At 68.9% G+C, this 23,710-nt stretch carries 21 protein-coding genes and 2 tRNA genes; 13 read left to right on the forward strand and 10 right to left on the reverse strand.

The genetic code is table 11. From position 1 onward, the window contains the following. Positions 1–193 precede the first annotated feature (193 nt). The 6 genes from dnaA (at position 194) to INTCA_RS00030 (ending at position 8,604) form a co-directional block, all read left to right on the forward strand. Complete coding sequence (gene dnaA / locus INTCA_RS00005) at positions 194–1,933, forward strand: chromosomal replication initiator protein DnaA (protein ID WP_013490885.1); 1,740 nt, start codon at positions 194–196, stop codon at positions 1,931–1,933. A gap of 633 nt (positions 1,934–2,566) precedes the next feature. After that, entirely contained in the window at positions 2,567–3,694 is a 1,128-nt protein-coding gene (dnaN, locus tag INTCA_RS00010) for a DNA polymerase III subunit beta (protein WP_013490886.1), read from the forward strand. Positions 3,695–3,880: 186 nt separating this feature from the next. Beyond that, on the forward strand, positions 3,881–5,005 hold the full coding sequence (gene gnd, locus INTCA_RS00015) for a phosphogluconate dehydrogenase (NAD(+)-dependent, decarboxylating) (RefSeq protein WP_013490887.1): 1,125 nt from the start codon (positions 3,881–3,883) through the stop codon (positions 5,003–5,005). A 9-nt stretch (positions 5,006–5,014) separates the two neighbouring features. Continuing rightward, positions 5,015–6,289: a DNA replication/repair protein RecF gene (locus INTCA_RS00020; RefSeq protein ID WP_013490888.1), complete on the forward strand. Its 1,275-nt coding sequence runs from the start codon at positions 5,015–5,017 to the stop codon at positions 6,287–6,289. 109 nt (positions 6,290–6,398) lie between these two features. Continuing rightward, entirely contained in the window at positions 6,399–6,932 is a 534-nt protein-coding gene (locus tag INTCA_RS00025; RefSeq protein ID WP_013490889.1) for a DciA family protein, read from the forward strand. A 148-nt stretch (positions 6,933–7,080) separates the two neighbouring features. Then, positions 7,081–8,604 (forward strand): protealysin inhibitor emfourin, encoded by a 1,524-nt coding sequence (locus tag INTCA_RS00030; protein ID WP_013490890.1) that lies wholly within the window; start codon positions 7,081–7,083, stop codon positions 8,602–8,604. 109 nt (positions 8,605–8,713) lie between these two features. On the opposite strand, the gene INTCA_RS00035 is transcribed toward INTCA_RS00030, so the two are convergent. Together INTCA_RS00035 and INTCA_RS00040 are read right to left on the reverse strand one after the other, a co-directional pair. After that, on the reverse strand, positions 8,714–10,039 hold the full coding sequence (locus INTCA_RS00035) for a hypothetical protein (protein WP_013490891.1): 1,326 nt from the start codon (positions 10,037–10,039) through the stop codon (positions 8,714–8,716). After that, positions 10,036–10,545, reverse strand: coding sequence for a SigE family RNA polymerase sigma factor (locus tag INTCA_RS00040; protein ID WP_013490892.1), 510 nt, complete (start codon positions 10,543–10,545; stop codon positions 10,036–10,038). The genes INTCA_RS00035 and INTCA_RS00040 overlap by 4 nt, the downstream gene beginning before the upstream one ends. A 370-nt stretch (positions 10,546–10,915) precedes the next feature. Between INTCA_RS00040 and gyrB the strand changes: the two genes are divergently transcribed. The 6 genes from gyrB (at position 10,916) to INTCA_RS00070 (ending at position 17,019) form a co-directional block, all read left to right on the forward strand. Then, positions 10,916–13,030, forward strand: a complete 2,115-nt coding sequence (gyrB, locus tag INTCA_RS00045; protein WP_013490893.1) for a DNA topoisomerase (ATP-hydrolyzing) subunit B — start codon at positions 10,916–10,918, stop codon at positions 13,028–13,030. 307 nt (positions 13,031–13,337) lie between these two features. Continuing rightward, positions 13,338–15,890 carry a DNA gyrase subunit A gene (gyrA, locus tag INTCA_RS00050; RefSeq protein ID WP_244859919.1) on the forward strand — a complete coding sequence of 851 codons (2,553 nt, stop codon included), beginning with the start codon at positions 13,338–13,340 and terminating at the stop codon, positions 15,888–15,890. Continuing rightward, a complete protein-coding gene (locus INTCA_RS00055) occupies positions 15,887–16,534 on the forward strand; it encodes a DUF3566 domain-containing protein (RefSeq protein ID WP_013490895.1) in 648 nt (215 codons plus the stop codon). The genes gyrA and INTCA_RS00055 overlap by 4 nt, the downstream gene beginning before the upstream one ends. A gap of 95 nt (positions 16,535–16,629) precedes the next feature. Continuing rightward, positions 16,630–16,706, forward strand: a tRNA-Ile gene (locus INTCA_RS00060). Between the two features lie 28 nt (positions 16,707–16,734). Further along, entirely contained in the window at positions 16,735–16,920 is a 186-nt protein-coding gene (locus tag INTCA_RS00065) for a DLW-39 family protein (RefSeq protein ID WP_013490896.1), read from the forward strand. 23 nt (positions 16,921–16,943) lie between these two features. After that, positions 16,944–17,019: transfer RNA gene (locus INTCA_RS00070), tRNA-Ala, on the forward strand. 76 nt (positions 17,020–17,095) lie between these two features. Here the strand turns inward: INTCA_RS00070 and INTCA_RS00075 are convergent. The 8 genes from INTCA_RS00075 to INTCA_RS00110 are packed head-to-tail and all read right to left on the reverse strand — an operon-like array spanning position 17,096 to position 22,833. Further along, positions 17,096–18,301 (reverse strand): tyrosine-type recombinase/integrase, encoded by a 1,206-nt coding sequence (locus INTCA_RS00075; protein ID WP_013490897.1) that lies wholly within the window; start codon positions 18,299–18,301, stop codon positions 17,096–17,098. Next, a complete protein-coding gene (locus tag INTCA_RS00080) occupies positions 18,301–18,504 on the reverse strand; it encodes an excisionase family DNA-binding protein (protein ID WP_013490898.1) in 204 nt (67 codons plus the stop codon). The genes INTCA_RS00075 and INTCA_RS00080 overlap by 1 nt, the downstream gene beginning before the upstream one ends. Positions 18,505–18,509: 5 nt before the next feature. Further along, on the reverse strand, positions 18,510–20,045 hold the full coding sequence (locus tag INTCA_RS00085) for a replication initiator (RefSeq protein WP_013490899.1): 1,536 nt from the start codon (positions 20,043–20,045) through the stop codon (positions 18,510–18,512). Continuing rightward, a complete protein-coding gene (locus INTCA_RS18400) occupies positions 20,042–20,422 on the reverse strand; it encodes a WhiB family transcriptional regulator (protein WP_013490900.1) in 381 nt (126 codons plus the stop codon). Before INTCA_RS18400 ends, INTCA_RS00085 begins: the two co-directional genes overlap by 4 nt. Next, positions 20,419–21,846: an FtsK/SpoIIIE domain-containing protein gene (locus INTCA_RS00095; protein WP_013490901.1), complete on the reverse strand. Its 1,428-nt coding sequence runs from the start codon at positions 21,844–21,846 to the stop codon at positions 20,419–20,421. Before INTCA_RS00095 ends, INTCA_RS18400 begins: the two co-directional genes overlap by 4 nt. Continuing rightward, a complete protein-coding gene (locus INTCA_RS00100) occupies positions 21,843–22,100 on the reverse strand; it encodes a hypothetical protein (RefSeq protein WP_041307019.1) in 258 nt (85 codons plus the stop codon). Before INTCA_RS00100 ends, INTCA_RS00095 begins: the two co-directional genes overlap by 4 nt. Continuing rightward, positions 22,097–22,345, reverse strand: a complete 249-nt coding sequence (locus INTCA_RS00105) for a hypothetical protein (RefSeq protein WP_013490903.1) — start codon at positions 22,343–22,345, stop codon at positions 22,097–22,099. Before INTCA_RS00105 ends, INTCA_RS00100 begins: the two co-directional genes overlap by 4 nt. Before the next feature lie 29 nt (positions 22,346–22,374). Then, positions 22,375–22,833 (reverse strand): hypothetical protein, encoded by a 459-nt coding sequence (locus INTCA_RS00110; protein ID WP_013490904.1) that lies wholly within the window; start codon positions 22,831–22,833, stop codon positions 22,375–22,377. 447 nt (positions 22,834–23,280) lie between these two features. Here INTCA_RS00110 and INTCA_RS00115 point away from each other — a divergent pair, with 447 nt between their 5' ends. Further along, positions 23,281–23,652 carry a hypothetical protein gene (locus tag INTCA_RS00115; RefSeq protein WP_148236436.1) on the forward strand — a complete coding sequence of 124 codons (372 nt, stop codon included), beginning with the start codon at positions 23,281–23,283 and terminating at the stop codon, positions 23,650–23,652. The last annotated feature ends 58 nt before the right edge of the window (positions 23,653–23,710 follow it).

Genomic DNA, 23,710 nt, shown 5'->3' on the forward strand with positions numbered 1-23,710 from the left:
TTTCGGTTCTCACGTGACTGCTCTCGTGTACCCTCCGCCATGATGCACAGGGTGTGGAAAACGTGTGGAAAACATCGACAGGCGCGTCGATGTGGTGACAGGGTGGACACCGGTCTCCGGCTCAACCGAGTGGGAGAAGCAACGGGCATGGGGACCGCCAGCAGCAGGCGAGCAGTCAGGGACGGGTGAAGCAGTGACGGGCGGAGACGTCGACTACGGCCAGATCTGGCAACAGACCCTCGCCTCCCTCGGATCGTCCGGGGTGACTGCGCAGGAGCGGGCGTTCGTCCGGCTCTGCCGACTCGTCGGGGTCCTTGACCAGACAGCCGTCGTCAAGGTGCCGAACGCCTACACCAAGGACTTCCTCGAGACCCGCCTCAGAGCCCAGGTCGTGGCCACCCTGTCCGAGCTGCTCGGGCACCCGGTCCACCTCGCCGTCAGCGTCGACGAGACGCTCGACCAGGACGACTTCGACCTCATCACCGACGAGCCAACCGGGCAGCCGGCCCTCTCCGAGTCACACCGCGTGGCCCATGCCTTCGGGTCAGGTGACCCCCGCCTCGCCCAGATGGCTCCGCTCGCCCCGAGTGGTGACCCACTGAAGGATCTCGAGGCAAGTGCCCCGGACCTCTTGGCGGCCGACTTCGACACCGCATTGCCGGCACCCTTCGCCTTCCCGCTGAGTCCGAACGGGTCCCCAAGCGACAGCCTCCATCTGGATCACCCCCACATCGACCAGATGCCCCGGCACCTCCACCCGGACCAGTTGCGCCCCGACCAGCTCAGGTACGACCAGCTGCGGCCTGACCTCCGTGACGCTGGTCAGGTGCACCCACTCCAGGTGCGGGGTGGCGAGAGCGGACCCCTCCGCCAGCAGCGGCCCGAGCCGGCCCAGGCCAGCGACACCCGGCTCAACCCGAAGTACACCTTCGACACGTTCGTCATCGGGGCCAGCAACCGGTTCGGCCACGCCGCCGCGATCGCCGTGGCCGAGGCTCCGGCCAAGGCGTACAACCCCCTCTTCGTGTACGGCGAGTCCGGGCTCGGCAAGACCCACCTCCTGCACGCCATCGGCCACTACGCGCGGACCATGTTCCCCAACGTCAGGGTGCGCTACGTGAACTCCGAGGAGTTCACCAACGACTTCATCAACAGCATCCGCGACGACAAGGCGAGCGCGTTCCAGAGCCGCTATCGCAGTGTCGACGTCCTGCTCATCGACGACATCCAGTTCCTCCAGGGCAAGCTGCAGACCCAGGAGGAGTTCTTCCACACCTTCAACACGCTGCACAACGCGAACAAGCAGATCGTCATCACCTCCGACCTGCCGCCGAAGGAGCTGTCCGGCTTCGAGGACCGGATGCGGACCAGGTTCGAGTCCGGGCTGCTCACCGACGTCCAGCCTCCCGACCTCGAGACCCGCATCGCCATTCTGCGCAAGAAGGCCATCCAGGAGCGGATGTCGGTCCCGGACGACGTGCTCGAGTACATCGCGAGCAACTTCAGCACCAACATCCGTGAGCTCGAGGGCGCCCTCATCCGGGTGACGGCCTTCAGCAACCTCAACCGCCAGGCCGTGGACCTGCCCCTCGCCGAGGTCGTCCTCAAGGACGTCCTTCCCAACGAGACGCCGAACCAGGTGACGGCGGCCACCATCATGGCCGTCACCTCCGCCTACTACGCGGTGACGATCGAGGACCTGTGCGGGTCCTCCCGGTCCCGCCATCTCGTCACGCCGCGTCAGATCGCGATGTACCTGTGCCGTGAGATGACGGACCTGTCCCTACCGAAGATCGGCCAGCACTTCGGCGGCCGGGACCACACGACCGTGATGCACGCCGACCGCAAGATCCGCGAGCTGATGAGCGAGCGCCGCGCGATCTACAACCAGGTCACCGAGCTGACCAACCGGATCCGCCAGCAGTCCACTTGACCGACGGGGCCGCACCGGCTCGTCAGCCGGCGTCAGCTGTTCCCGTCCCCAACCAGTGGACAACCTCGTCGCGGCTGTCCACAGCCCAGTCCACAGCTGTGTGCACAGCGAGACCACGCCGTGACCTGATGGGCGCCGCGTGCGCGGAGTAAGTGTCCACAGGCTGTGGACGCTCCAGCACCCGGTGATATCCACATCGCCCACAGGCTGACCTGTGGACAACCGCTCAAATCTGCCAGGTCGCCACAGTCTGTCCACAGGGGCCTGTGGATATCTGTGGACAAAGTGGTGCTTGTTGCGGAAAACCACGGGTGTGACTGTGACCAGCCTGTGCACAGTGAATCGGTCGTCCACAGCCGCAATGCCGGAACCGTGCGGGCGCCCACAGGAGTTCCACACCCCGTTCATGCACACCGACGTGCCACGATGCGCGTTGTCCACACGATCCACAGCACCTACGACTATGACGAGACTCCAGTTCATGGGGAATCGCCCCGCGTACACCTGTGAATTCCGAGACGCTGGGACGGTGGTCCCGGGTGGCCTGCCCGAGCGTCGGTGCTGTGGTGCAGACTCGCCCCAAAGGGCTAGTGTCTGAGGCCCACACGTCCATCGTCATGAAGTGAGTCCGTCGTGAAGTTCCGGGTTGAGCGAGACGTCCTGGCCGAGGCAGTCACCTGGGTGGCCCGCGGAGTTCCCGCCCGCCCGCCGGTGCCGGTTCTCGCAGGGGTCCTGCTCGAGGCCGCCGAGGACGGCACCCTCACGCTCTCCGCTTTCGACTACGAGGTCTCCGCACGGATCACGGTCCCGGCGGACGTCGCCGAGGCGGGTCAGGTGCTCGTGCTCGGCCGCCTGCTGGCGGAGATCTCCCGCAACCTCCCGGCGAAGCCGATCGACATCAGCACCGACGGCACCAAGCTCAACGTGACGTGTGGGTCGTCCCGGTTCAGCCTTCGTGAGATGCCCGTGGCCGACTACCCGACCCTGCCGGCCGCCCCTGAGCCGAGCGGGACCATCGCGGGTGACGTCTTCACCCAGGCCGTGGCCCAGGTCTCCATCGCCGCGGACCGGGGCGACACGCTCCCGATCCTCACCGGGGTCCGCATGGAGGTCGAGGGAGACAAGATCGTCCTGCTCGCCACCGATCGCTACCGGCTGGCCATGCGCGAGCTGACCTGGAGCCCCGCGAGCCCTGCCGCGAGCCATGTCGCCCTCATCCCCGCCCGACAGCTGTCCGAGACGGCCAAGGCGCTGGGTGCCTCCGGGTCGGTCCAGATCGCCCTCGGTGGCGGTGGCGACGGGCTCATCGGCTTCGAGGCCGGGCAGCGACAGGCCACGACCAGGCTCCTCGATGGCGAGTACCCGAAGGTCACGTCGATCTTCCCGAGCTCGGTCGACACCGAGGCCGTCATCGAGACCGCGGCGCTGGAGGAGGCGGTCAAGCGCGTGGCCCTCGTGGCGGAGCGCAACACCCCGGTCCTGCTGAAGTTCACCGACGGGCAGGTGGCGATCGAGGCCGGCACGGGTGACGACGCCCAGGCGAGCGAGGCAGTCGAGGCGGTGCTCCACGGTCCGGAGATCCAGATCGCGTTCAACCCGCAGTACCTCCTCGACGGCCTCCACGCCGTGGGGCAGCCGTGGAGCCGCCTCTCCTTCACCCAGCCCAGCCGCCCCGCGGTGCTCACCGGCCAGGCCGAGGCGGACAGCGACACCGACGCCTCCTACCGCTACGTCCTCATGCCGGTTCGCTTCGCCAGCTGACCAGGACCGATCCACACCGGCCCTGTGCCCCGAAGGCCACGAGCCCGACCACCCCACACCGGAGACCGGACCGCGCCAGCCGACTCAGCGGCATACGGCATGGGTATGGGCCCGCACACGACAGGACAGCGCGCGACGACTAGCCTCACAGGCATCCGCGCCACCCCCACGAGGAAGGCACTCGACATGCAGCTCGGTCTGATCGGTCTCGGCAGGATGGGTGGCAACATGCGGGAGCGGCTGCGCCGCGCCGGGCACGAGGTGGTCGGCTATGACCGCAACCCGGACGTGTCCGACGCAGCCAGCCTGGAGGCCATGGTCGAGGGTCTGAGCGCCCCACGGGTCGTGTGGGTCATGGTGCCGTCAGGCGACCCCACCCGCGACACCGTGGCCAGGCTGGCCGAGTTGCTCGAGCCCGACGACCTCGTCATCGACGGCGGCAACTCGCGGTTCACCGACGACTTCGAGAACGCCAAGCTCCTCGCCGAGAAGCAGATCGGCTACGTCGACTGCGGGGTCTCCGGCGGCATCTGGGGACTCGAGAACGGCTACGGCCTGATGTGCGGCGGAGACGCGAGGTGGATCGAGCGCGCGATGCCGATCTTCGACGCGCTGCGTCCCGAGGGGCCGCGCGAGGAGGGCTTCGTCCACGCGGGCGAGGTCGGCGCGGGCCACTACGCGAAGATGGTCCACAACGGCATCGAGTACGGCCTGATGCACGCCTACGCCGAGGGCTTCGAGCTGCTCGAGGCGAAGGACATCGTCAAGGACGTCCCCGGCACGTTCCAGGCCTGGAGTCGCGGCACCGTCGTCCGCTCCTGGCTGCTGGACCTCATGGTGGACGCCCTCGAGGAGAACCCGCACCTCGACGACGTGTCCGACTACACCAACGACTCCGGCGAGGGCCGCTGGACCGTCGAGGAGGCCATCGCCCTCGGCGTGCCCGTGCCCGTCATCTCCGCCTCCCTGTTCGCCAGGTTCGCCTCGAGACAGCAGGTGTCGCCGGCGATGCAGGCGGTGTCCGCGCTGCGCGGCCAGTTCGGCGGTCACCAGGTGATGACCGTCGCGGAGGGCGTCGCCCTGCGCGAGGGGTCGGTGCCGGCCGAGCCGTCGAAGCAGGCCAAGGTCACCCACGACGAGCAGTCGTTCGACGAGAAGGGAAAGGCCAGCGCGCGTGCCTTCCAGGAGGCGTCCCGGGCCAACGTCGAGACCGCGGGTGAGGCCGTCGAGGCCGGCGCTCCTCCGAAGACCCAGCGCACCGACGCGGTTGACACCGCGCTCGGCACGGAGCGCTCCAAGCAAGCCGACTGAGCGAGCCAGGTGCACGTCCGACACCTGACCCTCAAGGACTTCCGCAGCTATCCGGGGGCCGAGATCGCGTTCTCCCCCGGGGTGACGACGCTCATCGGGCTGAACGGACAGGGCAAGACCAACCTCGTGGAGGCGATCGGCTACCTCGCCACGCTCGGCTCGCACCGGGTCGCGGCCGACCAGCCCCTCGTCCGCTTCGGTGCGAGCCAGGCCATCGTGCGTGGCGCCGTCATGAGCGGCGGTCACGAGACGATGATCGAGCTCGAGATCACGCCCGGCCGGGCGAACCGGGCCCGGCTCGGACGGGCACCCGTGTCACGCCCCCGGGACGTGCTCGGCACCCTCCGGACCGTCCTCTTCGCCCCGGAGGACCTCGCCCTCGTCAAGGGTGACCCCTCTGAGCGGCGCCGGTTCCTCGACGACCTGCTCGTCCAGCGGCAGCCGCGCTGGGCCGGGGTGCGTGCGGACTACGACAAGATCGTCAAGCAGCGCAACGCCCTGCTCAAGTCCGCGGCGCCCGTGCTGCGTCCCGGGCGGCGCGGTTCGGGTGGAGGGGGCAGAGCAGCGGCGCGCTCCCGACCCGGGGACCCGCCGGTCGACGAGGCCCGGGAGTCGGCACTGCACACCCTGGACGTGTGGAACGAGCACCTGGCCACGGTCGGGTCGCAGCTGCTCTACGCCCGCCTCAGGCTCCTCCGTGACCTGAGGCCCGACCTCAGCGCGAGCTACGACGCCGTGTCGGCGAGCGAGGCCGGGGCGACGGCCCAGTACAAGAGCTCGCTGCACGAGGAGGCGGCCGCAAGGTTGGCGGCAGGGGAGGTGCCGGAGATTCCCGAGCTGCGACAGTCCCTGCTCGACAGCCTCGCGGCCGTCCGGGGCGCCGAGATCGAACGGGGTGTCGGGCTGGTCGGCCCGCACCGCGACGACGTCGTGCTGACGTTGGGCAACCTGCCGGCGAAGGGGTATGCGAGCCACGGCGAGTCGTGGAGCTTCGCGCTCGGGCTCAAGCTCGCCGCCTATCGGCTGCTGGCTCGCGACCTCGGGGACGACCCCGTCCTCGTGCTCGATGACGTCTTCGCCGAGCTGGACTCCGGGCGCCGGGAGCGGCTGGCCGAGCTGATCGGCGACTGCGAACAGGTCATCATCACGGCGGCCGTCGGGGCGGACGTGCCGGTGCAGCTGCGGGAACGCGGGCACACCTATGAGGTCGAGCTGGGGCAGATCCACGCGCTGCCGACCCCGACGCCGGCAGGCCCGGCGGAGGAAGATGGCTCCGATGCCTGAACAGCGTGGTGGGCGTGACGAGCCTGGTACTGAGCCTGGTACTGACCCCGGTGCCGGGCGTGACTCTGGGCGTGACTCTGGGCGTGACTCTGCGCAGGGCGACGACGGGGTGCCGGCCGGCGATGCCCCCGCGGACGACACCCGGATCGCCGACGCGGCCGCCTCGGCGCTCGCTCGGGCCCGGGCGGCGGCACGCAGCAAGGGGTTACGACCCGGCATGAAACCACGGCGCCGGCCGCGCGCCGACGACCCCGCGCAGGTCCGCTCGGGCGCCGGACGTGACGGTCGCGACCCAGCTCTGCTCGGCGAGCAGCTCGACCGGCTCCTCGTCGACCGGGGCTGGCAGCTCGACGTCGCCGTCGGGTCCGTCATGGGCCGGTGGCCGGAGATCGTGGGTCCCGACATCGCCACCCACGTCGAACCGGTGTCCTTCGCCGACGGCATCCTGACCGTTCGCGCGGACTCGACGGCCTGGGCCACGCAGATGAAGCTGCTCGCCTCGTCCGTGCTCGGCCGGGTGGAGGCGGAGATCGGGGCCGGGGCGGTGGACCAGCTGCGCGTCCTCGGGCCCAGCGCACCGTCCTGGTCGAGGGGCCGGCACCGCTCCCCCGACTCCCGAGGTCCCCGCGACACCTACGGCTGACCCGCCCGCCGCCCGGGCAACACACCCGCCTATCGCGTGCCCAGGCCGGCTGCAGCAGGGGCCCCCAGACGGTAAGCGGGTGTGTTGCGGCCTCGGGCGCCTCGGCTCTCGGCGCGCGACTGTCCCTGGCCCGGCGCAGGATGGGGGCATGCACCCCGCGACGGAGTCACCCGAACCCCTGGCGTCCGAGGCCCGCTGCTCGATCGTCCCGCCCTACATCCTCGAGGCCCTGGCTCGCAGCTCCGAGCCGGCGGTCGCCGATGCGGCTCGGACCTCACTCGCCCACGACGAGGCGATCCGCCGGGCCCGGCGCTCTGGGCGCCGCCTCGCCCCACCCCGCGACGTCAACGAGCCGGGACCACCGGCGCCCTCCGGTCCGCAGGCCCCCACCGATCCCACCCAGCCCACTGAGCCAACGGAGCCGAGCCCACCGCTCGGCACGGGCCCGAGGCGCACCATCGGCGACGCGCAGGGCAAGCGCACCCTCCCCGGCGAGACGGTGCGCCCCGAGGGGGACCCGGCCACCGGCGATCCCGCCGTGGACGAGGCCTACGACGGACTGGGCGCGACCTGGGGACTGTGGTCAGCGGCATACGGCAGGGACTCCCTCGACGACAAGGGGATGCCGCTCATCGCCACGGTGCACTACGGCCAGCGCTACGACAACGCGTTCTGGGACGGGCGCCAGATGGTGTTCGGCGACGGCGACGGGATCGTCTTCGACCGGTTCACCAAGAGCCTCGACGTCATCGGGCACGAGCTCGCGCACGGGGTCACCGAGCACACCGCGGGCCTTCTCTACCAGGGCCAGCCGGGCGCCCTCAACGAGTCGGTCTCCGACGTCTTCGGTGTGCTCGTCAAGCAGCGTGCCCTCGGCCAGACGGCGTCGGAGGCCGACTGGCTCGTCGGGGCCGAGCTGCTGTTGCCGTCCGTGCAGGGGCGGGCGCTGCGCGACATGCGCAAGCCGGGTACGGCCTACGACGACCCCGAGCTGGGCAAGGACCCACAGCCGGCCCACATGGACGGCTACGTCGTCACCGACAGCGACTTCGGCGGGGTGCACATCAACTCGGGGATCCCCAACCGGGCCTTCGTCCTCGCGGCCCTGGCGATGGGCGGCCACGCCTGGGAGGAGGCGGGTGCGATCTGGCACGCGGCGTTGACCGGTGACGGGATCCGCGCGGACTGCGACTTCGCGCGGTTCGCGGAACTGACCGTCGCGGCGGCCGCCGAACGGCACGGCTACGGGTCGGTGCAGCACTCCGCCGTGCGCGACGCCTGGCTCGAGGTCGGTGTCCCGGTCGGCAGTGACGAGCCCGCCTCGTCAGCTGAGGCCGACGAGGCGGCCGGGCCGCCGAGCGGGCCCGCGCACGGGGAGGTCCCCGGGGTCGATGCCGAGGTCCTCGTGCGTCGGACCGGCGGGTTCGCGGGCCGGGTGCGGGAGCGCACGGTGACGATCGGTGATCTGCCGGAGCGTGACGCGCGAGACTGGCAGCACCTCCTCGCTGCGCCGACGCTCCAGCGGATCGCTGCGACCGCAGGGCGGAGCCACCCCGATGCGTTCTGCTACGACGTCGTCTGCCCGCAGGCCCACGTCGATGTCACCGTCGCCGAGCCACACCTGCCCGAGGCGATCCACCAGCTGCTCGAGCGCACGCTCGAGGACGGCTGACCCGCGGATTCCGTATGCCGCTGGGCTCGCCGGGTGCCCCCGGCGAGCCCAGCGGACGGCGCGGTTCGCCCGCTCGAGCTGAGCGCCGAGCGGTGGCTCAGTTGGTGGCTCAGTTGGTGGCGAGGATGTAGGGGTCGTCCCCCTCGGGGATGTCGGACTGCCACCGTGGCCTGGCCGGAGCGATGACCTCACACCGCCCCTCCAGGGTGCAGCGCTGCAGCGAGCGTGTCCCGTCCTCGTGCCCCACCTGGACGGCGATGTCCTGACCGGTGGCCGCGCGGGCGCTCACCGACCACGGTCCGGGACCGGTCGGGTCGCCGCTCTCGAGGAGCAGCTCGCCGTCCGTGGTGCGCCACACGAGGACCGTCGGGTAGGTCACCGAGGACCGGAGCCCGTCGACCGCGCCGGTGCCGACGACGTACTGGCCGTCGAGGGAGAAGGACTGCATCAGCACCGGCCCACAGACCCGCCACCGCCTGGCGTTGGTGGCCAGGTCACGCAGGTCATAGCACGGGTTCTCGCCGGTGGCTCCACCGATCTGGACGACGGCCACCGCCCGCTCGGAGTCGACCATCCGGAACTGGCCGGGCAGGTCCTTGGTGGCACCGGTCTCCACGTCCCAGGCCACCGTCGTGCCGGTGTAGCCCTTCGCCGCGTAGGCGGTCGTGCCGACGAGTCCGACGGCCGCCTGGTAGGCACTCGGGGCCCCACCGTCGGACCCGCACTTGCAGGTCGCCGCGGGGAGCTGCGCCAGCTGGCGGCCCCGGGCGTCGTGGTACGTCAGGTCCCCCGTGTCCCCCGTCAGGATGAAGTGGGTCCGGTCGGAGGACACGGCCACGGCGCGTCCTCCCGGGAGGTCCGTGAGGACCGCGCCCGAGGCGTCGACCACGGTCACTCCGTCGTCGGTGACGAGGAGCACCAGCCGGTCGGCGAGGCGGGCGACCTGGGCGGGTCGAGCCAGCGCGTCGGGCAGGGTGATCCTCGACAGGCCGTCGTGCAGCTCCCCGTCGATGACGTAGGCGACTGCGGTGTCGCCGGCCGGTCCGCTGGGGTCGGCCGACGGCGCCAGCGTCGCGGGCGCCGGTGCGCCGCTCAGCGTGATCGTGGGGATGGAGGTCGGGCGGTCCGTCGGCTGGTCGGTGGTCGTGCTCTGGCTCGTGCTCTGGCTCGGGCTCGGTGCCGGCTCGGTCGACGTGAGGCCTCCGGAGGTGCTCACCGCTGGGACGGGGCGCACGCTGTCCGGTCGCGTCGCGTTCCAGCCGACGGGGACCGCCACGGCGAGGGCGACCGCTCCGACGGCGACCGCAGTCGTCACCTCACGGCGCCGGTTGGCGCGGTCGCGGGCGATGGCCCGCTCGGCCAGGTCGCCGACGACGTGCACGCGCTGGCTGCGCTCGGCGAAGAGATCCTTGAGCCGGGGGTCTGTGGTGTTCATGCGGGGGCCTCGCTCATCTTCAGGCGCATGGCCGCGAGGGCGCGGCTCGTGTGGCTCTTGACGGTTCCGACGGTGCAGCCGAGGATCGCGGCGGTCTGGGCCTCGGTCAGGTCCTCGTAGAAGCGCAGCACGACCACGGCCCGCTGCTGGGTCGGCAGCGTCTGGACGTGCCGCCAGAGGTCCAGGGACTCTCCCGGGTCGAGCCCAACGGATGTCGCTGGCGGGTCGAACACCTCGAGGAGGTGGCTCCCGGCCGACTCACGCCGTCGGAGCAGGCTGCGCCAGCGGCTGTTGCGCTCGTTGACCATGACCCGGCGCACATAGGCGTCGGGCTGTTCCACCGCGCGGATCCGGTCCCAGTGGCGGTAGCACTTCGCCAAGGCGTTCTGCAGGAGGTCCTCGGCCGCGTCGCGATCCCCGGTCAGGAGGTAGGCGAGCCGGGCGAGGGCCTGCTCCCGCGCCCTGACGTAGGCCGTGAAGTCGGCGCTCCGAGCCGCGTCGTCCATGACGCCTCCTGTCCGCCCCTGCGGCATCATCGTTACGGTCACACTCGTCCCAACTCCGGGGACGCGCCTCAGGTTGTCAAGCACACCCCAACCTCGCAACACACCCGCTTGTCGTCGGCTGGTGCCGCCTGCAGCCGGGGGTGGTGCACGGGTAGCGGGTGTGTTGCGGAGGGTCGCGTGGCCGCGCCGCAGGGCCGCTGCGGGCCCCGGTCGTGATCCTCCCCCCGGAATCCGGGGGGCTCGGGCGGGAAATTGGCCCCCAGAGGCCGCTGAGAGGCACGTTCAGGCTCCGCAGACCGTTAGAATCATGGGGTAGCGGCTCGACGTCCACGTCGAGCCGCCCGCATGAGGGTTCCAGCCGAGGAGAAACGTGTCAGACGCCGCCGAGACGACCGCCGACAGCACCAACCGACCGAACGTCGACCATCGTCCCAACGGAGTCGACTACGACGCGAGTGCGATCACCGTCCTCGAGGGGCTCGAGGCGGTGCGCAAGCGCCCGGGGATGTACATCGGCTCGACCGGTGAGCGGGGGCTGCACCACCTCGTCTACGAGATCGTCGACAACTCCGTCGACGAGGCGCTCGCCGGCTACGCCGACACGATCGACATCACCCTGCTCGCCGACGGCGGGGTCCGGGTCAAGGACAACGGGCGTGGCATTCCCACCGACATCCACCCGGTCGAGAAGATGAGCGCGGTCGAGCTGGTGCTCACCCAGCTGCACGCGGGCGGGAAGTTCGGCGGCGGCGGCTACAAGGTGTCCGGCGGCCTGCACGGCGTCGGCTCGTCCGTCGTCAACGCCCTGTCGACCACGCTCAAGGTCGCGGTCCGGCAGAAGGGCTACGTCCACCGGATGAGCTTCACCATGGGGGTGCCGGACGGTCCGCTCCGCCGGGAGGAGGCCACCGACGAGACCGGCACGACGATCACCTTCTGGCCCAACGCCGAGATCTTCGACAGTGTCGACTTCGACTTCGAGACGCTGCGTGCCCGTCTCCAGCAGATGGCCTTCCTCAACAAGGGCCTGACCCTCAACCTCGTCGACGAGCGGGTCGACCAGCGTGCCGAGGCCTCCGAGGACGTGGACCTCGACGGAGTGGAGAGCGACCTCGCGACGGTGGTCGAGGACGGCGACAACGGCCATGACGTCCCCACGAGCGGGCGGAAGACCCTGACGGCCAAGACGGCCACCTACCGCTACGACGGCGGCCTCGTCGACTACGTCAACCACCTCAACTCCTCCAAGCGCAGCGAGCCCGTGCATCCCGAGGTGATCGCCATCGAGGTCGAGGACGAGGCGCGCTCCCTGTCCCTCGAGCTGGCGATGCAGTGGACCAGCGCCTACAGCGAGTCGGTGCACACCTACGCGAACACGATCAACACCCACGAGGGCGGCACCCACGAGGAGGGCTTCCGTGCGGCGATGACCAAGCTCATCAACGACTTCGCGCGCAAGCAGAACCTCCTCAAGGAGAAGGACGAGAACCTCACCGGCGACGACGTCCGGGAAGGCCTCACCGCGGTCATCTCGGTCAAGCTCGGTGACCCCCAGTTCGAGGGACAGACCAAGACGAAGCTCGGCAACTCCGAGGTCAAGGGCTTCGTCCAGCGCGCCATGACCGACGAGTTCGGGCACTGGCTCGAGACCCACCCCAACGAGGGCAAGGACATCGTCCGCAAGTCGATCCAGGCCGCGGCCGCCCGGATGGCGGCTCGCAAGGCTCGCGAGGCGACCCGGCGCAAGGGCCTGCTCGAGTCCGGGGGCCTGCCGGGCAAGCTCAAGGACTGCCAGAGCAAGGACCCGAGCCTCTCCGAGGTGTTCATCGTCGAGGGTGACTCCGCCGGGGGGTCGGCGACGCAGGCCCGCAACCCGCACATCCAGGCGATCCTGCCGATCCGCGGCAAGATCCTCAACGTCGAGAAGGCCCGGATCGACAAGATCCTCGCCAACCAGGAGGTCCAGGCGCTGATCTCGGCCTTCGGCACGGGAATCGGCGAGGACTTCGACCTCGCCAAGGCCCGCTACCACAAGATCATCCTGATGGCCGACGCCGACGTCGACGGGATGCACATCCGCACCCTCCTGCTGACGCTGCTCTTCCGCTTCATGCGGCCGCTCATCGAGGCCGGCTACGTCTACCTGGCCCAGCCGCCCCTGTTCCGTCTCCGGTGGAGCAATGCCCCACACCAGTTCGCCTACTCCGACCGGGAGCGGGACGGTCTCACGGAGCTGGGCAAGGCGAACGGCTGGCGCCTGCCGAAGGACAACCCCGTCCAGCGGTACAAGGGCCTCGGCGAGATGAACTACCAGGAGCTCGGCGAGACGACCATGGACCAGAGCACCCGCACGCTGCTCCAGGTGACCCTCGACGACGCGGCCAAGGCCGACGAGGTGTTCGCGGTGCTCATGGGTGAGGACGTCGAGTCACGGCGGACCTTCATCCAGAAGAACGCCCGGGACGTGCGGTTCCTCGACATCTGAACCCACGGGGGCTCACGGCCGCGACCGGCCTGCGCCCCCGTGAACCCCCGAAGCCCGCACGGCTGGGGACCGAGCCCCTCTGACGAGAAGCCAGCCCAGCGGCATACGGCATGAAGTTTTAAACTGACTGAAAGACAAGGGAACTGACGTGAGCGACGATCTCCCCCCCGTCGACGGCGACGACATCCTCGGACCCGACGAGACGCAGCCGACCGAGGTCGACGAGAGTCACGAGCAGGGGACCGCCCCGATCGAGCGCGACCCCGACCAGCACGACCGGGTCGAGCCGATCGACCTCAACACAGAGATGCAGCGCTCGTACATCGAGTACGCGATGTCGGTCATCGTGTCGCGCGCCCTGCCCGACGTGCGGGACGGCCTCAAGCCGGTGCACCGCCGCATCGTCTACGCCATGTACGACGGCGGCTACCGGCCCGACCGCGGCTACAACAAGTGCGCGCGGGTCGTCGGCGACGTCATGGGGCACTACCATCCCCACGGCGACTCGGCCATCTACGACGCCCTGGTGCGGCTCGTGCAGGACTGGTCGATGCGCTACCCGCTCGTCGACGGCCAAGGCAACTTCGGGTCCCGCGGCAACGACGGCGCCGCGGCACCCCGCTACACCGAGTGCCGGATGGCGTCGATCGCCCTGGAGATGGTCCGGGACATCGAGCAGGACACCGTCGACTTCATCCCCAACTACGACGGCAAGACGATGCAGCCGTCCGTGCTGCCGAGCCGCTTCCCGAACCTCCTCGTCAACGGCTCCGCCGGCATCGCCGTCGGCATGGCCACCCAGATCCCCCCACACAACCTGCGCGAGGTCGCCGAGGGTGCGCAGTACTACCTGCACCACCCTGAGATCTCTCGCGAGGAGCTGCTCGAGGCGCTCCTCGGGATCATCAAGGGCCCCGACTTCCCGACCGGGTCGCTCATCATGGGCCATCGCGGCATCGAGGACGCCTACCGGACCGGCCGCGGCTCGATCATCATGCGAGCCATCGTCAACGTCGAGGAGATCAAGAACCGGCAGTGCCTCGTCGTCACCCAGCTGCCGTACCAGGTCAACCCCGACCAGCTCGCCGTCAAGATCGCCGACCTCGTCAAGGACGGCAAGATCGCCGGCATCGCCGACATCGCCGACGAGACCTCGGGGCGCACCGGCCTGCGCATCGTCATCACGCTCAAGCGTGACGCCGTGGCCAAGGTCGTGCTCAACAACCTCTACAAGCACACCCAGCTGCAGACGACCTTCGGCGCGAACATGCTCGCCCTCGTCGACGACGTGCCACGGACCCTGCCGCTCGACGGGTTCATCCGGCACTGGGTGGACCACCAGATCGAGGTCATCCAACGGCGGACCACGTTCCGGCTGCGCAAGGCCGAGGCCGAGATCCACCTGTTGCGCGGCTACCTCAAGGCCCTCGACATGCTCGACGAGGTCATCGCGCTCATCCGCCGCTCGCAGACGGTCGAGGACGCCCGAGACGGCCTGATCCAGCTGCTCGACATCGACGAGACCCAGGCACAGGCGATCCTCAACATGCAGCTGCGCCGCCTCGCCGCCCTCGAGCGGGAGCGGATCCAGCAGCAGCACGACGAGCTCCAAGAGCTCATCGACGAGTACCAGGCGATCCTCGCCTCGGAGGTGCGGCAACGCGAGATCGTCTCCGAGGAGCTGCAGGGCATCGTCGACAAGTACGGCGACGAGCGGCGCACCGAGATCGTCCCGTTCGACGGGGACATGTCCATGGAGGACCTCATCCCCGAGGAGGACGTCGTCGTCACGATCACCCGGGGCGGCTACGCCAAGCGGACGCGGACCGATCTCTACCGGTCACAGCGCCGCGGCGGCAAGGGCGTCAAGGGAGCCCAGCTGCGCGGCGAGGACGTCGTCGAGCACTTCTTCACGACGACGACGCACCACTGGCTGCTCTTCTTCACCAACCTGGGCCGCGTCTACCGGGCCAAGGGGTACGAGCTGCCGGAAGGCAGCCGCGACAGCAAGGGCCAGCACGTGGCCAACCTCCTCGCGTTCCAGCCCGGGGAGCAGATCGCCCAGGTTCTCGCGATCCACGACTACGAGGCGGCCGACTACCTCGTCCTGGCGACCCGGGCCGGCCTGGTCAAGAAGACCCGGCTGCGCGACTACGACTCGCCCCGCTCCGGCGGCCTCATCGCAATCAACCTGCGCGAGGGCGACGAGCTCGTCGGCGCCCGTCTCGTCGCAGCGGCCGACGACCTGCTCCTCGTGTCGCGCAAGGGCATGTCCGTGCGGTTCACCGCCACGGATTCGGCGCTTCGGCCGATGGGGCGCTCGACGTCGGGCGTGACCGGCATGAAGTTCCGCCCCGGCGACACGCTCCTGTCGATGTCCCGCGTCCCGGCAGAGACCGACGTCGACGTCTTCGTCGTCTTCGAGAACGGCCTCGCCAAGCGGACGCCGGTGTCGGAGTACCGGGTGCAGGGCCGCGGTGGCTACGGCATCCAGGTCGCGAAACTCTCCGAGAAGGGCGGCGACCTCGTCGGGGCGCTCACCGTGACGGGGAACGACGAGGTCATGGTCGTCATGGAGAAGGGCAAGATTGTCCGCTCCCGGGTCGACGAGGTCCGTCACACCAGCCGCAGCACCCAGGGCGTCAGGTTCGCGGCACCGGACAAGGGCGACGCGATCGTGGCGGTGGCCCGCAACGCGGAGTCCGTGACCGAGGAGGAGCTCGAGGAGGTCGGCGACCTGGAAGGCACCGCCCCCACGTCCCCCATCACTACGGTTCCGAGCACCGATGGCGTACCGTCGGACGGAAGCGACGAGCCGACGACGGAGTCGTCGGACGGCGACACAGGAGGTGACGCATGAGCACGCCCAGCTCAGAGGGGTGGGGCGCAAGCCGTTACGGGTCGGACACCGACAGCCTCGACTACACCGGCTCTGGGTCTGCGGACGGCGAGTCCACCCTCTCCCGAGGCGCGATCACCTCCCGCACCGAGCCGACCCGAGCCATGGGCGCCCAGCCCACGACGGCGACACACCCCGAGAGCGTCACCACCGCCAGCCAGCCGGCAGGGGACTCCACGCGAGCTGCGACGGCCATCGCCCCGGCACGGGGCAAGCAGGCGACCAGGAGCAAGAAGGGCCCACGCCGGGTGCGGCTTGCCGTGGCCCGCGTCGACCCCTGGTCCGTGATGAAGATGAGCTTCCTGCTCTCCGTGGCGCTCGGTATCGCCGGCGTCATCCTCACCGCGGTGCTGTGGATGATCCTGTCGACGATGAACGTCTTCACCGACATCGAAGGCGTCCTCCAGTCGCTCCAGACGGCCGGATCGGCAGACAATTTCTCGATCCGTGACTACGTCGGCTTCGGCCGCGTCGTCTCCCTGTCGATCGTGATCGGAGTCATCGACGTCATCCTCCTGACGGCGATCGCGACGGTGATGGCCTTCCTCTACAACATCTGCTCGGCACTCGTGGGCGGGATCCAACTGACCCTCACCGACGACTGAGACCGGGGGACCCCCGTTTTGGAGGTCGTGCGAGGCATCCGGTAACGTTTGCGCTCGCGCCCGTTGTCCGCAACGGGTGGCACGAAGGTGACGATGGGCCTATAGCTCAGACGGTTAGAGCGCTTCCCTGATAAGGAAGAGGTCGGAGGTTCAAGTCCTCCTAGGCCCACCATCACCGCCGCCACGAGAGGAATCGAGCAGTGCTCAAGCGTCTTGCCCTCATCGCCGGAGCCGTCGCAAGCGTCGCCTTCATCCGCAAGAAGGCGCGCCAGCAGCAGGCCGAGCAGGACCTGTGGAACCAGGCCACGGATGATGTCAAGGCCCAGGCTCCCGCTCCGGCCCCCTCGCCGGCGGCCGACCAGGATCTGACCGCGGCCACATCCTGATCCTGCGGGCCACGTGCCCGCTCGGGGCCATGGCGCAATTGGTAGCGCACCTGCTTTGCAAGCAGGGGGTTAGGGGTTCGAGTCCCCTTGGCTCCACCACAGGTCAGAGCCCCTTTCCCACTCCGGGAGAGGGGCTCTTTCGTGCCCGTACTGCTAAGAAGTACTGCAGTGGGGGTCATCCGAAGGCCTCCCCCAGCCGCTTGAGCGCCTCTCTCGTCGAGGTGGACGAGACCTGGCTGTAGATGTCCATCGTGACCGCGATCTTGCTGTGGCGGAGGATGGCCATGGCCACGCGCGGGTGCACGTCGAGGGCGACGAGCAGGCTGGCGCACGTCCTGCGCGTCGCGTGGACGGAGATGACCGGGACGCCTGCCTTGGTCGCACGGGCCTTGAAGTAGCGGTGGAAGTTCCTCGGGTCGAGCGGATCCCCCAGGCGTGTAGTCATCACAAGGCCGGCACCTGCCCAGGCCTCACCCGCGGCGAGCCGCCACTTGGCCTCGACGACGCGTCGTTGCTCGAGCGCGCTGACGCAGATCTCGGGCAGCGGTAGGGGCGCGTCCGACGAGGTCGTCTTGGTCTTGCGCCGTAGCAGCTGGCCCTTCACCCTCTGGACCTGCCAGGCAATGCGCGCCTCGCCGAGCTCAAGGTCGACGTCGTCCCAAGCGAGACCAAGCAGCTCGCCGCGACGCAGCCCGAGGATGAGCATCAGGACGTACCCGGCGTAGAGCGGGTCGTCGTCGCGGCGCGCAGACTCAAGGAACTGGCGGGCCTGGTCCACCGTCCAGACCGCGGGCTTCTTGGCTCGGGGCACCGGCACCCGGACCAGGCCGGCGACGTTCCGACTCACGAGCTCCTCGCGCATGGCGGAGCTGAGCAGGCTGCGGAGCACCGTCCAGGCCTGGTGGATGGTCCACTCCGAGGCCACCTGTCCGCAGCACTTCCCCTTGGCGCAGCATCGGGGCACCTCACGCGCGGCGTCCTTGCCCTGAGCGCAGCACTGACAGGTGTGCTTGAGCTCGTTGAGCCAGACCTGGACGTCCCGAACGCCGAGCCGGTCGAGACGTTTCGACCCGAAGGCCGGAGAGATGTAGTGCCGCACGAAGAGCTCGTAGTTGGCAACGGTCGCCGGCGCGAGGTTGGGGGTGACGACATCACGGAGCCAGCCCGTAGCGAACTCGTCGACCTTGGGAGTGCGAGGGCTGACCGGCCCACGGCGGGCTTGCGCGTGCAGGGCGAGCCACTTCTCGTGGACGATCTCTCGGGTCTTCCCGTAGACCGTCTTACGCTGCCTCCGACCCTCAGGGGTGTAGACCCAGACCTGAGCCGCGTAGCCGTTGCGGTAGGGGTAGATGGTCCCCTCCCCGTTGTGTCGGCGAGCCATCAGAGGTTCCGTTCGGACTCGGCCACCTTGAGCGCGACGTACTCGTCGACCCACTCGGGCAGGATGCGGCGGAGCTTGCCGTCCTTCACCGACTTCAGGTCGCCGGCGATGATCGCCATCCGGACCTTGGTCTCGCCGTACCCAAGCATCTCGGCCACCTCGGCGACGGTGTGCCAGCGGCGCTTGATCTCGTAGGTGGTCATGGGCGTCACTCCTCCCTCTCGACTTCGCCGTCAGTTGCCGAATGGTTTTCCACAGGGGGTCCGGTCGAGACCTGGGCCGCCTTGGCCCGGTCGTACTCGTTGCGCCAACGCCGGCGTTCGAGGACTGAGGTGATGATCGCCTCGGAAGCCTTCTGGGGTGGGAGGTGCACGGTCTGCCAGAGATAGCGCGGCTCGCCGTCGGTGGCCAGCGTCTCGGCGGACATCCGGTCGGCATCGGGAGCGGTATAGCCGGCCTCCTCGAGGACCTTCTTAACGACGGCGGCACGGTCGGCGCGGTGGTCGGAGAGGGTTTTGCCCGACCAGCCGCGGGAGACCTGGACCCGACGCCCTCCGACGCCCAGGTTCTCCCTGTCGTGCGCGGCCGAGGAGCAGCGCCCGGGCTGGAGTCCCGGACCGGCCTGCTTGGGCTGGATGCCGAAGCGGAGCCAGTTCGCGCAGCTGGGTGTGCAGGGGAGGTAGCGGACCTCGTCGTGGAGTCGGTCGATGTGGGCCTCGTACTCCGCGTCGAAGACCTCGGCCTGGGTGTAGGTCTCGGCGACGGCCTTGGTGAGGTACTTCGTGAGGTAGCGGACGGATCGGTCGGCGTCCGGGGTTCCTCCGAGCAACCCCTTGATGTCGACCTGTCGTCCGAAGGACAAGGTGTGAGCCGGCTTCGCATGTGGATCTTCGTCGAGCTCGGCCATGGCGTCTTCCCACGTTGTGAGCGGAATCGACGTGTCTGGATCGAGGTAGTCGACGCCGTCCCAGACCGGCACTCGATCGACGTAGACCGGCTCGTCACAGGATGGCCACCAGACCTGGGCGTAGGTCGCCCGTGTGACCTTGCGCAGGATCGAGCGAGGGATGGCCCCGCGAAGGGCGACGTGGAAGTGGGCTGCGAGTCGGCGCTGGGCCTCGATGGCGCCGAAGTACTGGACCTTGAAGCCGGCACAGCGCCGCAGGTTCTGGATCCACCGGTCGAGCAGCTTGGTGAAGTGGAGGGCGTCGAGAGCGGCCGTCCGGTAGTCGTAGCTGGACGGGTCGATGGGGACGCCGCGCCCCGTGGCGATGGAGCCGTAGGACGGCAGAGTGAGCGTGACGAACATCGAGGGCCGGTAGCGACGACCGAGATTGCCCTCGAAGACCGCACCGATGGTTCGGTTCTCCGTTGGCTTGAGCGGAAGGTCCGCCACGTCTGAGCGTCGCCTGGTCGAGCGGACTCGTCGCTCGGGGACCTCCTCCTCGTCGACGACGTCCTCTTCCTCCTCGAGCTCGTCTGTTGCAGCTTCCGGCTCTTGCTCGGGTCCGGTCGGCTCCTGGTCGAGGTGCCACCCCTCGGCACACTGCTGGATCCGGAGCCGTCGAGCAGCGTTGGCGCAGCTGGGGCACCGGGATTCACGAGTGGATCGGCAGGGCATCACGACCACCGTCGTGTCGCCGGTCTGGCGGTCGGTGACGCGGTTGAGCAGCGGCCGCACGCACACCCCTTCCTTGAGGGCGAGCTCCTGCACAACCTCGGGCTCGAACATGGAGCTCTTCACGCCGCCCGCCTTTCGCCGTTCAAGACGGAGCGCAGCACGGAGCCCAAGGTCTCCCCCAATGCGAGGCGCCGATGCAGGGGGCGGCGCTCTACGGGGTTGAGGCCGCCCCAGACGCCGAACTCCTCGCCGAACACGAGCGCGGACGCGAGGCACATCTGGCGCACCGGGCACTCCCGGCAGATGGCGGCCGCCCTGAGACTCTTGAGCGTGTTCGGCTGCCCGAACCAGCGGTACTTCTCGTCGCCTCGGCAGGAGCCGGCCCGCATCCACTTCGCCCTCAACAGTTCGTCGGGTGAGGGACCGTCACCGTGGTTGATGGTGTCGTCGGCGCGACCATATCTGTGCAGGAACACGCCCGCGTTGACCTGACCTCTCATTGCACTTCCTCCCTCTGGTTCTGCTCGTCGCTGACGCTGATCTGAGCCGCCAGCTCGGCGATGGCGTTGTCGTTGACGTATGCCGCACGCACGCGCTTGATCTGACGGGTCCCCTCGACGCGGACGAATGCGACGCCGGGGGTCAGTTCGCTGATCTCATCGGCCTTTGCTCCCATTTCCCTGGCTCCGTCGCCGAGGACCATGGCGACCTGGAGGGGGTTGTCGAGGCGCATGGCCACGCGGGTCGGGAAGAGGTCGCGCCAGCCGACGATGTCCTTTCCCGGGTCCTGGACAGCGGCGACCACGGTGATGCCGCACGCTCGACCTTGCGTGAGCAGCAGCCCGAGCGCGGTGTCGATGCGTCGAGTCACGGCCCGGTCGGCGAAAGCTGTGAGAGTGGCCAGCTCGTCGAGCAGCGCGATGATGTGTGGGGAGCCGGCACCGGCGACATGGCTCCGCTGGCCGGACTCCGCGAGCTGCTTGGCGCGCGAATCCTTCAGGACGACGAGGTCCTCAAGCACCACGCACATGTCCTCGGGGGTGGAGTCCTCGAACCGCGCGAAGAGAGCGCGTCCGGGCCTTAGCTCCATGCCTCCCTTCGGGTCCACTGCCCAGACTTCGACGAGGCCCTGTCTGATGCCTCGAGTGAGGGCTCGGAGCATGGACCAGAGCACGGAGCTCTTTCCCGCACCGGTGGCGCCAGCGATGAGCAGGTGGGTTCCCGCCAACCGCAGATGCCAGGTAGAGCCGTCTTCTGCATGGCCCACGGGCAGTGCTGCCAGGTCGAGTTTGTCGGACTGGGGCAGGGGCAGGATGGGTGCCGCAAGCTGATCCGCTCTACGGAGCTCGAGCCAGACCCTGCCTGGGCGGTCGGGGTGGATCCGTGCGGCCTCGGAGCGGAAGGCGTGTGCGATGGCATCTGCCTTGCCTGCAACGTCGTCGGGGGTGAGTCCGGTCGGGAGCCGGAGCAGGAGCCTGTCGGATCCTGCGGTCGTAGGACGCACGCGAAGCAAGGCCACGAGCTCGGGGTCACGGCCCCGGCCGAGGCGTCCGTCGTGAGCGACCAGATCGGTTCGGCGGGCGACGCCTGTCCAGCGCAGTCGGTAAATCGCGTTCCTCACCATGAACGCCGACCGGTCGGAGACGTGCCGGCTGAAGCTCGACGGCGCCTTCAACCTCCACGCACCAAGAAGAGCGGCAAGCATGACGAGGACGAGCGCGACTCCCTTCGACCCCAGGAGGACTCCGGCTGCGACCACGAGGAGCAGAGGTACTGCGGCAGCCGGGAAGCGCACTGCCATGACGAGGGCTGCCCAGAGGGCGCGGAACACCCCAAGCACTCCGAGCACCACGGCCTCGAGAGCCACAGCGAGCAGGTCGTCGCTGTCGAAGAGCGCCGAGCGGGCTTGGCCTCGGGTGCTCATGGAGTCCTCGCTCTCCACAGTTCCCGACGCTGCATGCCGATTTCGATGACGATGGCGCTCATGGCGTGCGACAGGATCCGGTGCTGTACGCGCAGGTCCGTGCTGGGAGCGTCCTTGAAACGCATAGCGAAACGCTCCAGCACGGCCTGCGCGTCACAGGCCTCGCGGTAGAGGCGCACCATCTCCGCGTGAAGCTCGTCGCGAGGGGCCTCCAAGAAGTCGCACCACGCCTGGACGTCGTTGGCTCGCATCACGTCGCCCGCCTGACGAGGCGGATGCAGGCCTCCATGCACTCGACGGCCTGCGTGAGAGACCGGTTGGCGGAGCGCAGAGACAAGACCATCTCCTCGTCGGGCGCCTCCTTCATGGCGTTGTACAGGCCACGAAGGTCCTCTTCGGCGTCCTGCATCCGGCGGAGCCTCTCATTCATGGCCCGCTCGAGGAGGCCAGGGTGAACGCCGAGGCTCTCGGTCCAGGCAACGGTGTCGACGGTGCGCATTCAGATCTCCCCGATCTCTTGGTGACCGCTCAGGCGGCCTTGTTCGGGCTGGGATTCGGCGCCGGCGCAGACTTGCCAGGCGCGGACATGCCGTCGGCCCGGAGCGACCAGGCGTTCTGTGCGCCGCAACGGTGACCGCGACCCGGCTCCGGCGGCTTGCACTTCGAGGTGTCCGTCCACGGCGTGGCCGTCAGGCCGTCGAACACGACGCGGGTGAACGGCGAGGATCCGTCGGACGCCGGCGGCACAGGCTGCACCTTGGCGATGAGCTTGACCGACACGGTGCGGTTCTTCTTGGTGGCCTCCGGGTCGGCGTCGAGGACGTCGACGGTCCACATCGGCAGGCCGGTTTCCTTGTCGAGCTGCTGGACCTTGTTGTCCTTGGTCGAGCGGTCGTAGTCGACGACCGGCGTGACCTCGGAGACTAGGTACGCCCCATGCGGGAACACCTCGTCGTGGCTGATCTTGAGCTTGCGTGCGATGGCCATATCCGCCTCCTGGGTTGATGCATGGCGCCCTATGCACCAGTGCATGATCTGACTATGCACCCATGCATAGATGACTGTCAACCATGTAGTACAAGCGGAACCGGCCGTCACTCCGCCGACAAGGAATCCATTCCTCACCGCGCCGAGCTGTGGACTAGGCGTGGTCGCGGGCGACGAAAGCGAGGTCGCGCCGCGAGGTCATTGGATCGCTAGGCGACGGTCAACCTACGGCGTCACGCGATCGTCCCTGAAGCTTGAGAATGAGGCGAGGCCGCTTCGGCTGAGGGCGCGTCGCCACCACCCTGCCCGCCACGGCGTGCTTTGCGAGCTCTTGGACGACAGAAAGGCCGGCCTTGTCCCCGTGGTCGCAGTTGGGGTGTGCGACCGGCGTCTACTTTGCCTCATTCGCCCCCAAATCCACAGCGACAGGGCTAGAGTCGCGTCGCCATGAGCTTCAGGGAGCGCGTGATCGACCGAGGAGGCGTTGTGAATATCGACCGGATGCTCGGCATCGCGGTGAGGACTTCGGCGGATTTCGGCGACGGTGCCTGGACGCCGGGGATGCCCCTCCAGCAAGGATGGCTGTGGGCCGGGACGGTGGAGGGCGACACCGTCCTCGCGTTCGAACTTGGCCCGGGACGGGTCTTGTTCGGATTCACTCCCGACGAGCTCAGATCCGTACGCAAGGTCGCGTCGGGCTTCAACACAGTGGTCGAATGCGTGGTTGCAGAGGAGAACGGCTCGCCTAGGACTTTCACCCTAGTGGGGCCAAGGGGCCGAATTAAGAAGGCATTCCAGCATATCGGGAAACCGATCTGACTTCAGGCGGTGGCCGCTTGAGATATCGGCCCTCGTAGGTAGTCGAACATCACCTATG

The sequence above is a fragment of the Intrasporangium calvum DSM 43043 genome (assembly GCF_000184685.1).
Taxonomy (GTDB): domain Bacteria; phylum Actinomycetota; class Actinomycetes; order Actinomycetales; family Dermatophilaceae; genus Intrasporangium; species Intrasporangium calvum.

Coding starts and splice junctions, on each gene's coding strand:
- INTCA_RS00055 (WP_013490895.1), top strand. CDS start 15,887: ATGAGCACGCCCAGCTCAGAGGGGTGGGGCGCAAGCCGTTACGGGTCG.
- INTCA_RS00075 (WP_013490897.1), bottom strand. CDS start 18,301: ATGGCTCGCCGACACAACGGGGAGGGGACCATCTACCCCTACCGCAAC.
- INTCA_RS00035 (WP_013490891.1), bottom strand. CDS start 10,039: ATGAACACCACAGACCCCCGGCTCAAGGATCTCTTCGCCGAGCGCAGC.
- INTCA_RS00115 (WP_148236436.1), top strand. CDS start 23,281: ATGAGCTTCAGGGAGCGCGTGATCGACCGAGGAGGCGTTGTGAATATC.
- INTCA_RS00110 (WP_013490904.1), bottom strand. CDS start 22,833: ATGGCCATCGCACGCAAGCTCAAGATCAGCCACGACGAGGTGTTCCCG.
- INTCA_RS00030 (WP_013490890.1), top strand. CDS start 7,081: ATGCACCCCGCGACGGAGTCACCCGAACCCCTGGCGTCCGAGGCCCGC.
- INTCA_RS00080 (WP_013490898.1), bottom strand. CDS start 18,504: ATGACCACCTACGAGATCAAGCGCCGCTGGCACACCGTCGCCGAGGTG.
- gnd (WP_013490887.1), top strand. CDS start 3,881: ATGCAGCTCGGTCTGATCGGTCTCGGCAGGATGGGTGGCAACATGCGG.
- INTCA_RS00040 (WP_013490892.1), bottom strand. CDS start 10,545: ATGGACGACGCGGCTCGGAGCGCCGACTTCACGGCCTACGTCAGGGCG.
- INTCA_RS00105 (WP_013490903.1), bottom strand. CDS start 22,345: ATGCGCACCGTCGACACCGTTGCCTGGACCGAGAGCCTCGGCGTTCAC.
- gyrA (WP_244859919.1), top strand. CDS start 13,338: ATGCAGCGCTCGTACATCGAGTACGCGATGTCGGTCATCGTGTCGCGC.
- INTCA_RS00095 (WP_013490901.1), bottom strand. CDS start 21,846: ATGAGCACCCGAGGCCAAGCCCGCTCGGCGCTCTTCGACAGCGACGAC.
- INTCA_RS18400 (WP_013490900.1), bottom strand. CDS start 20,422: ATGAGAGGTCAGGTCAACGCGGGCGTGTTCCTGCACAGATATGGTCGC.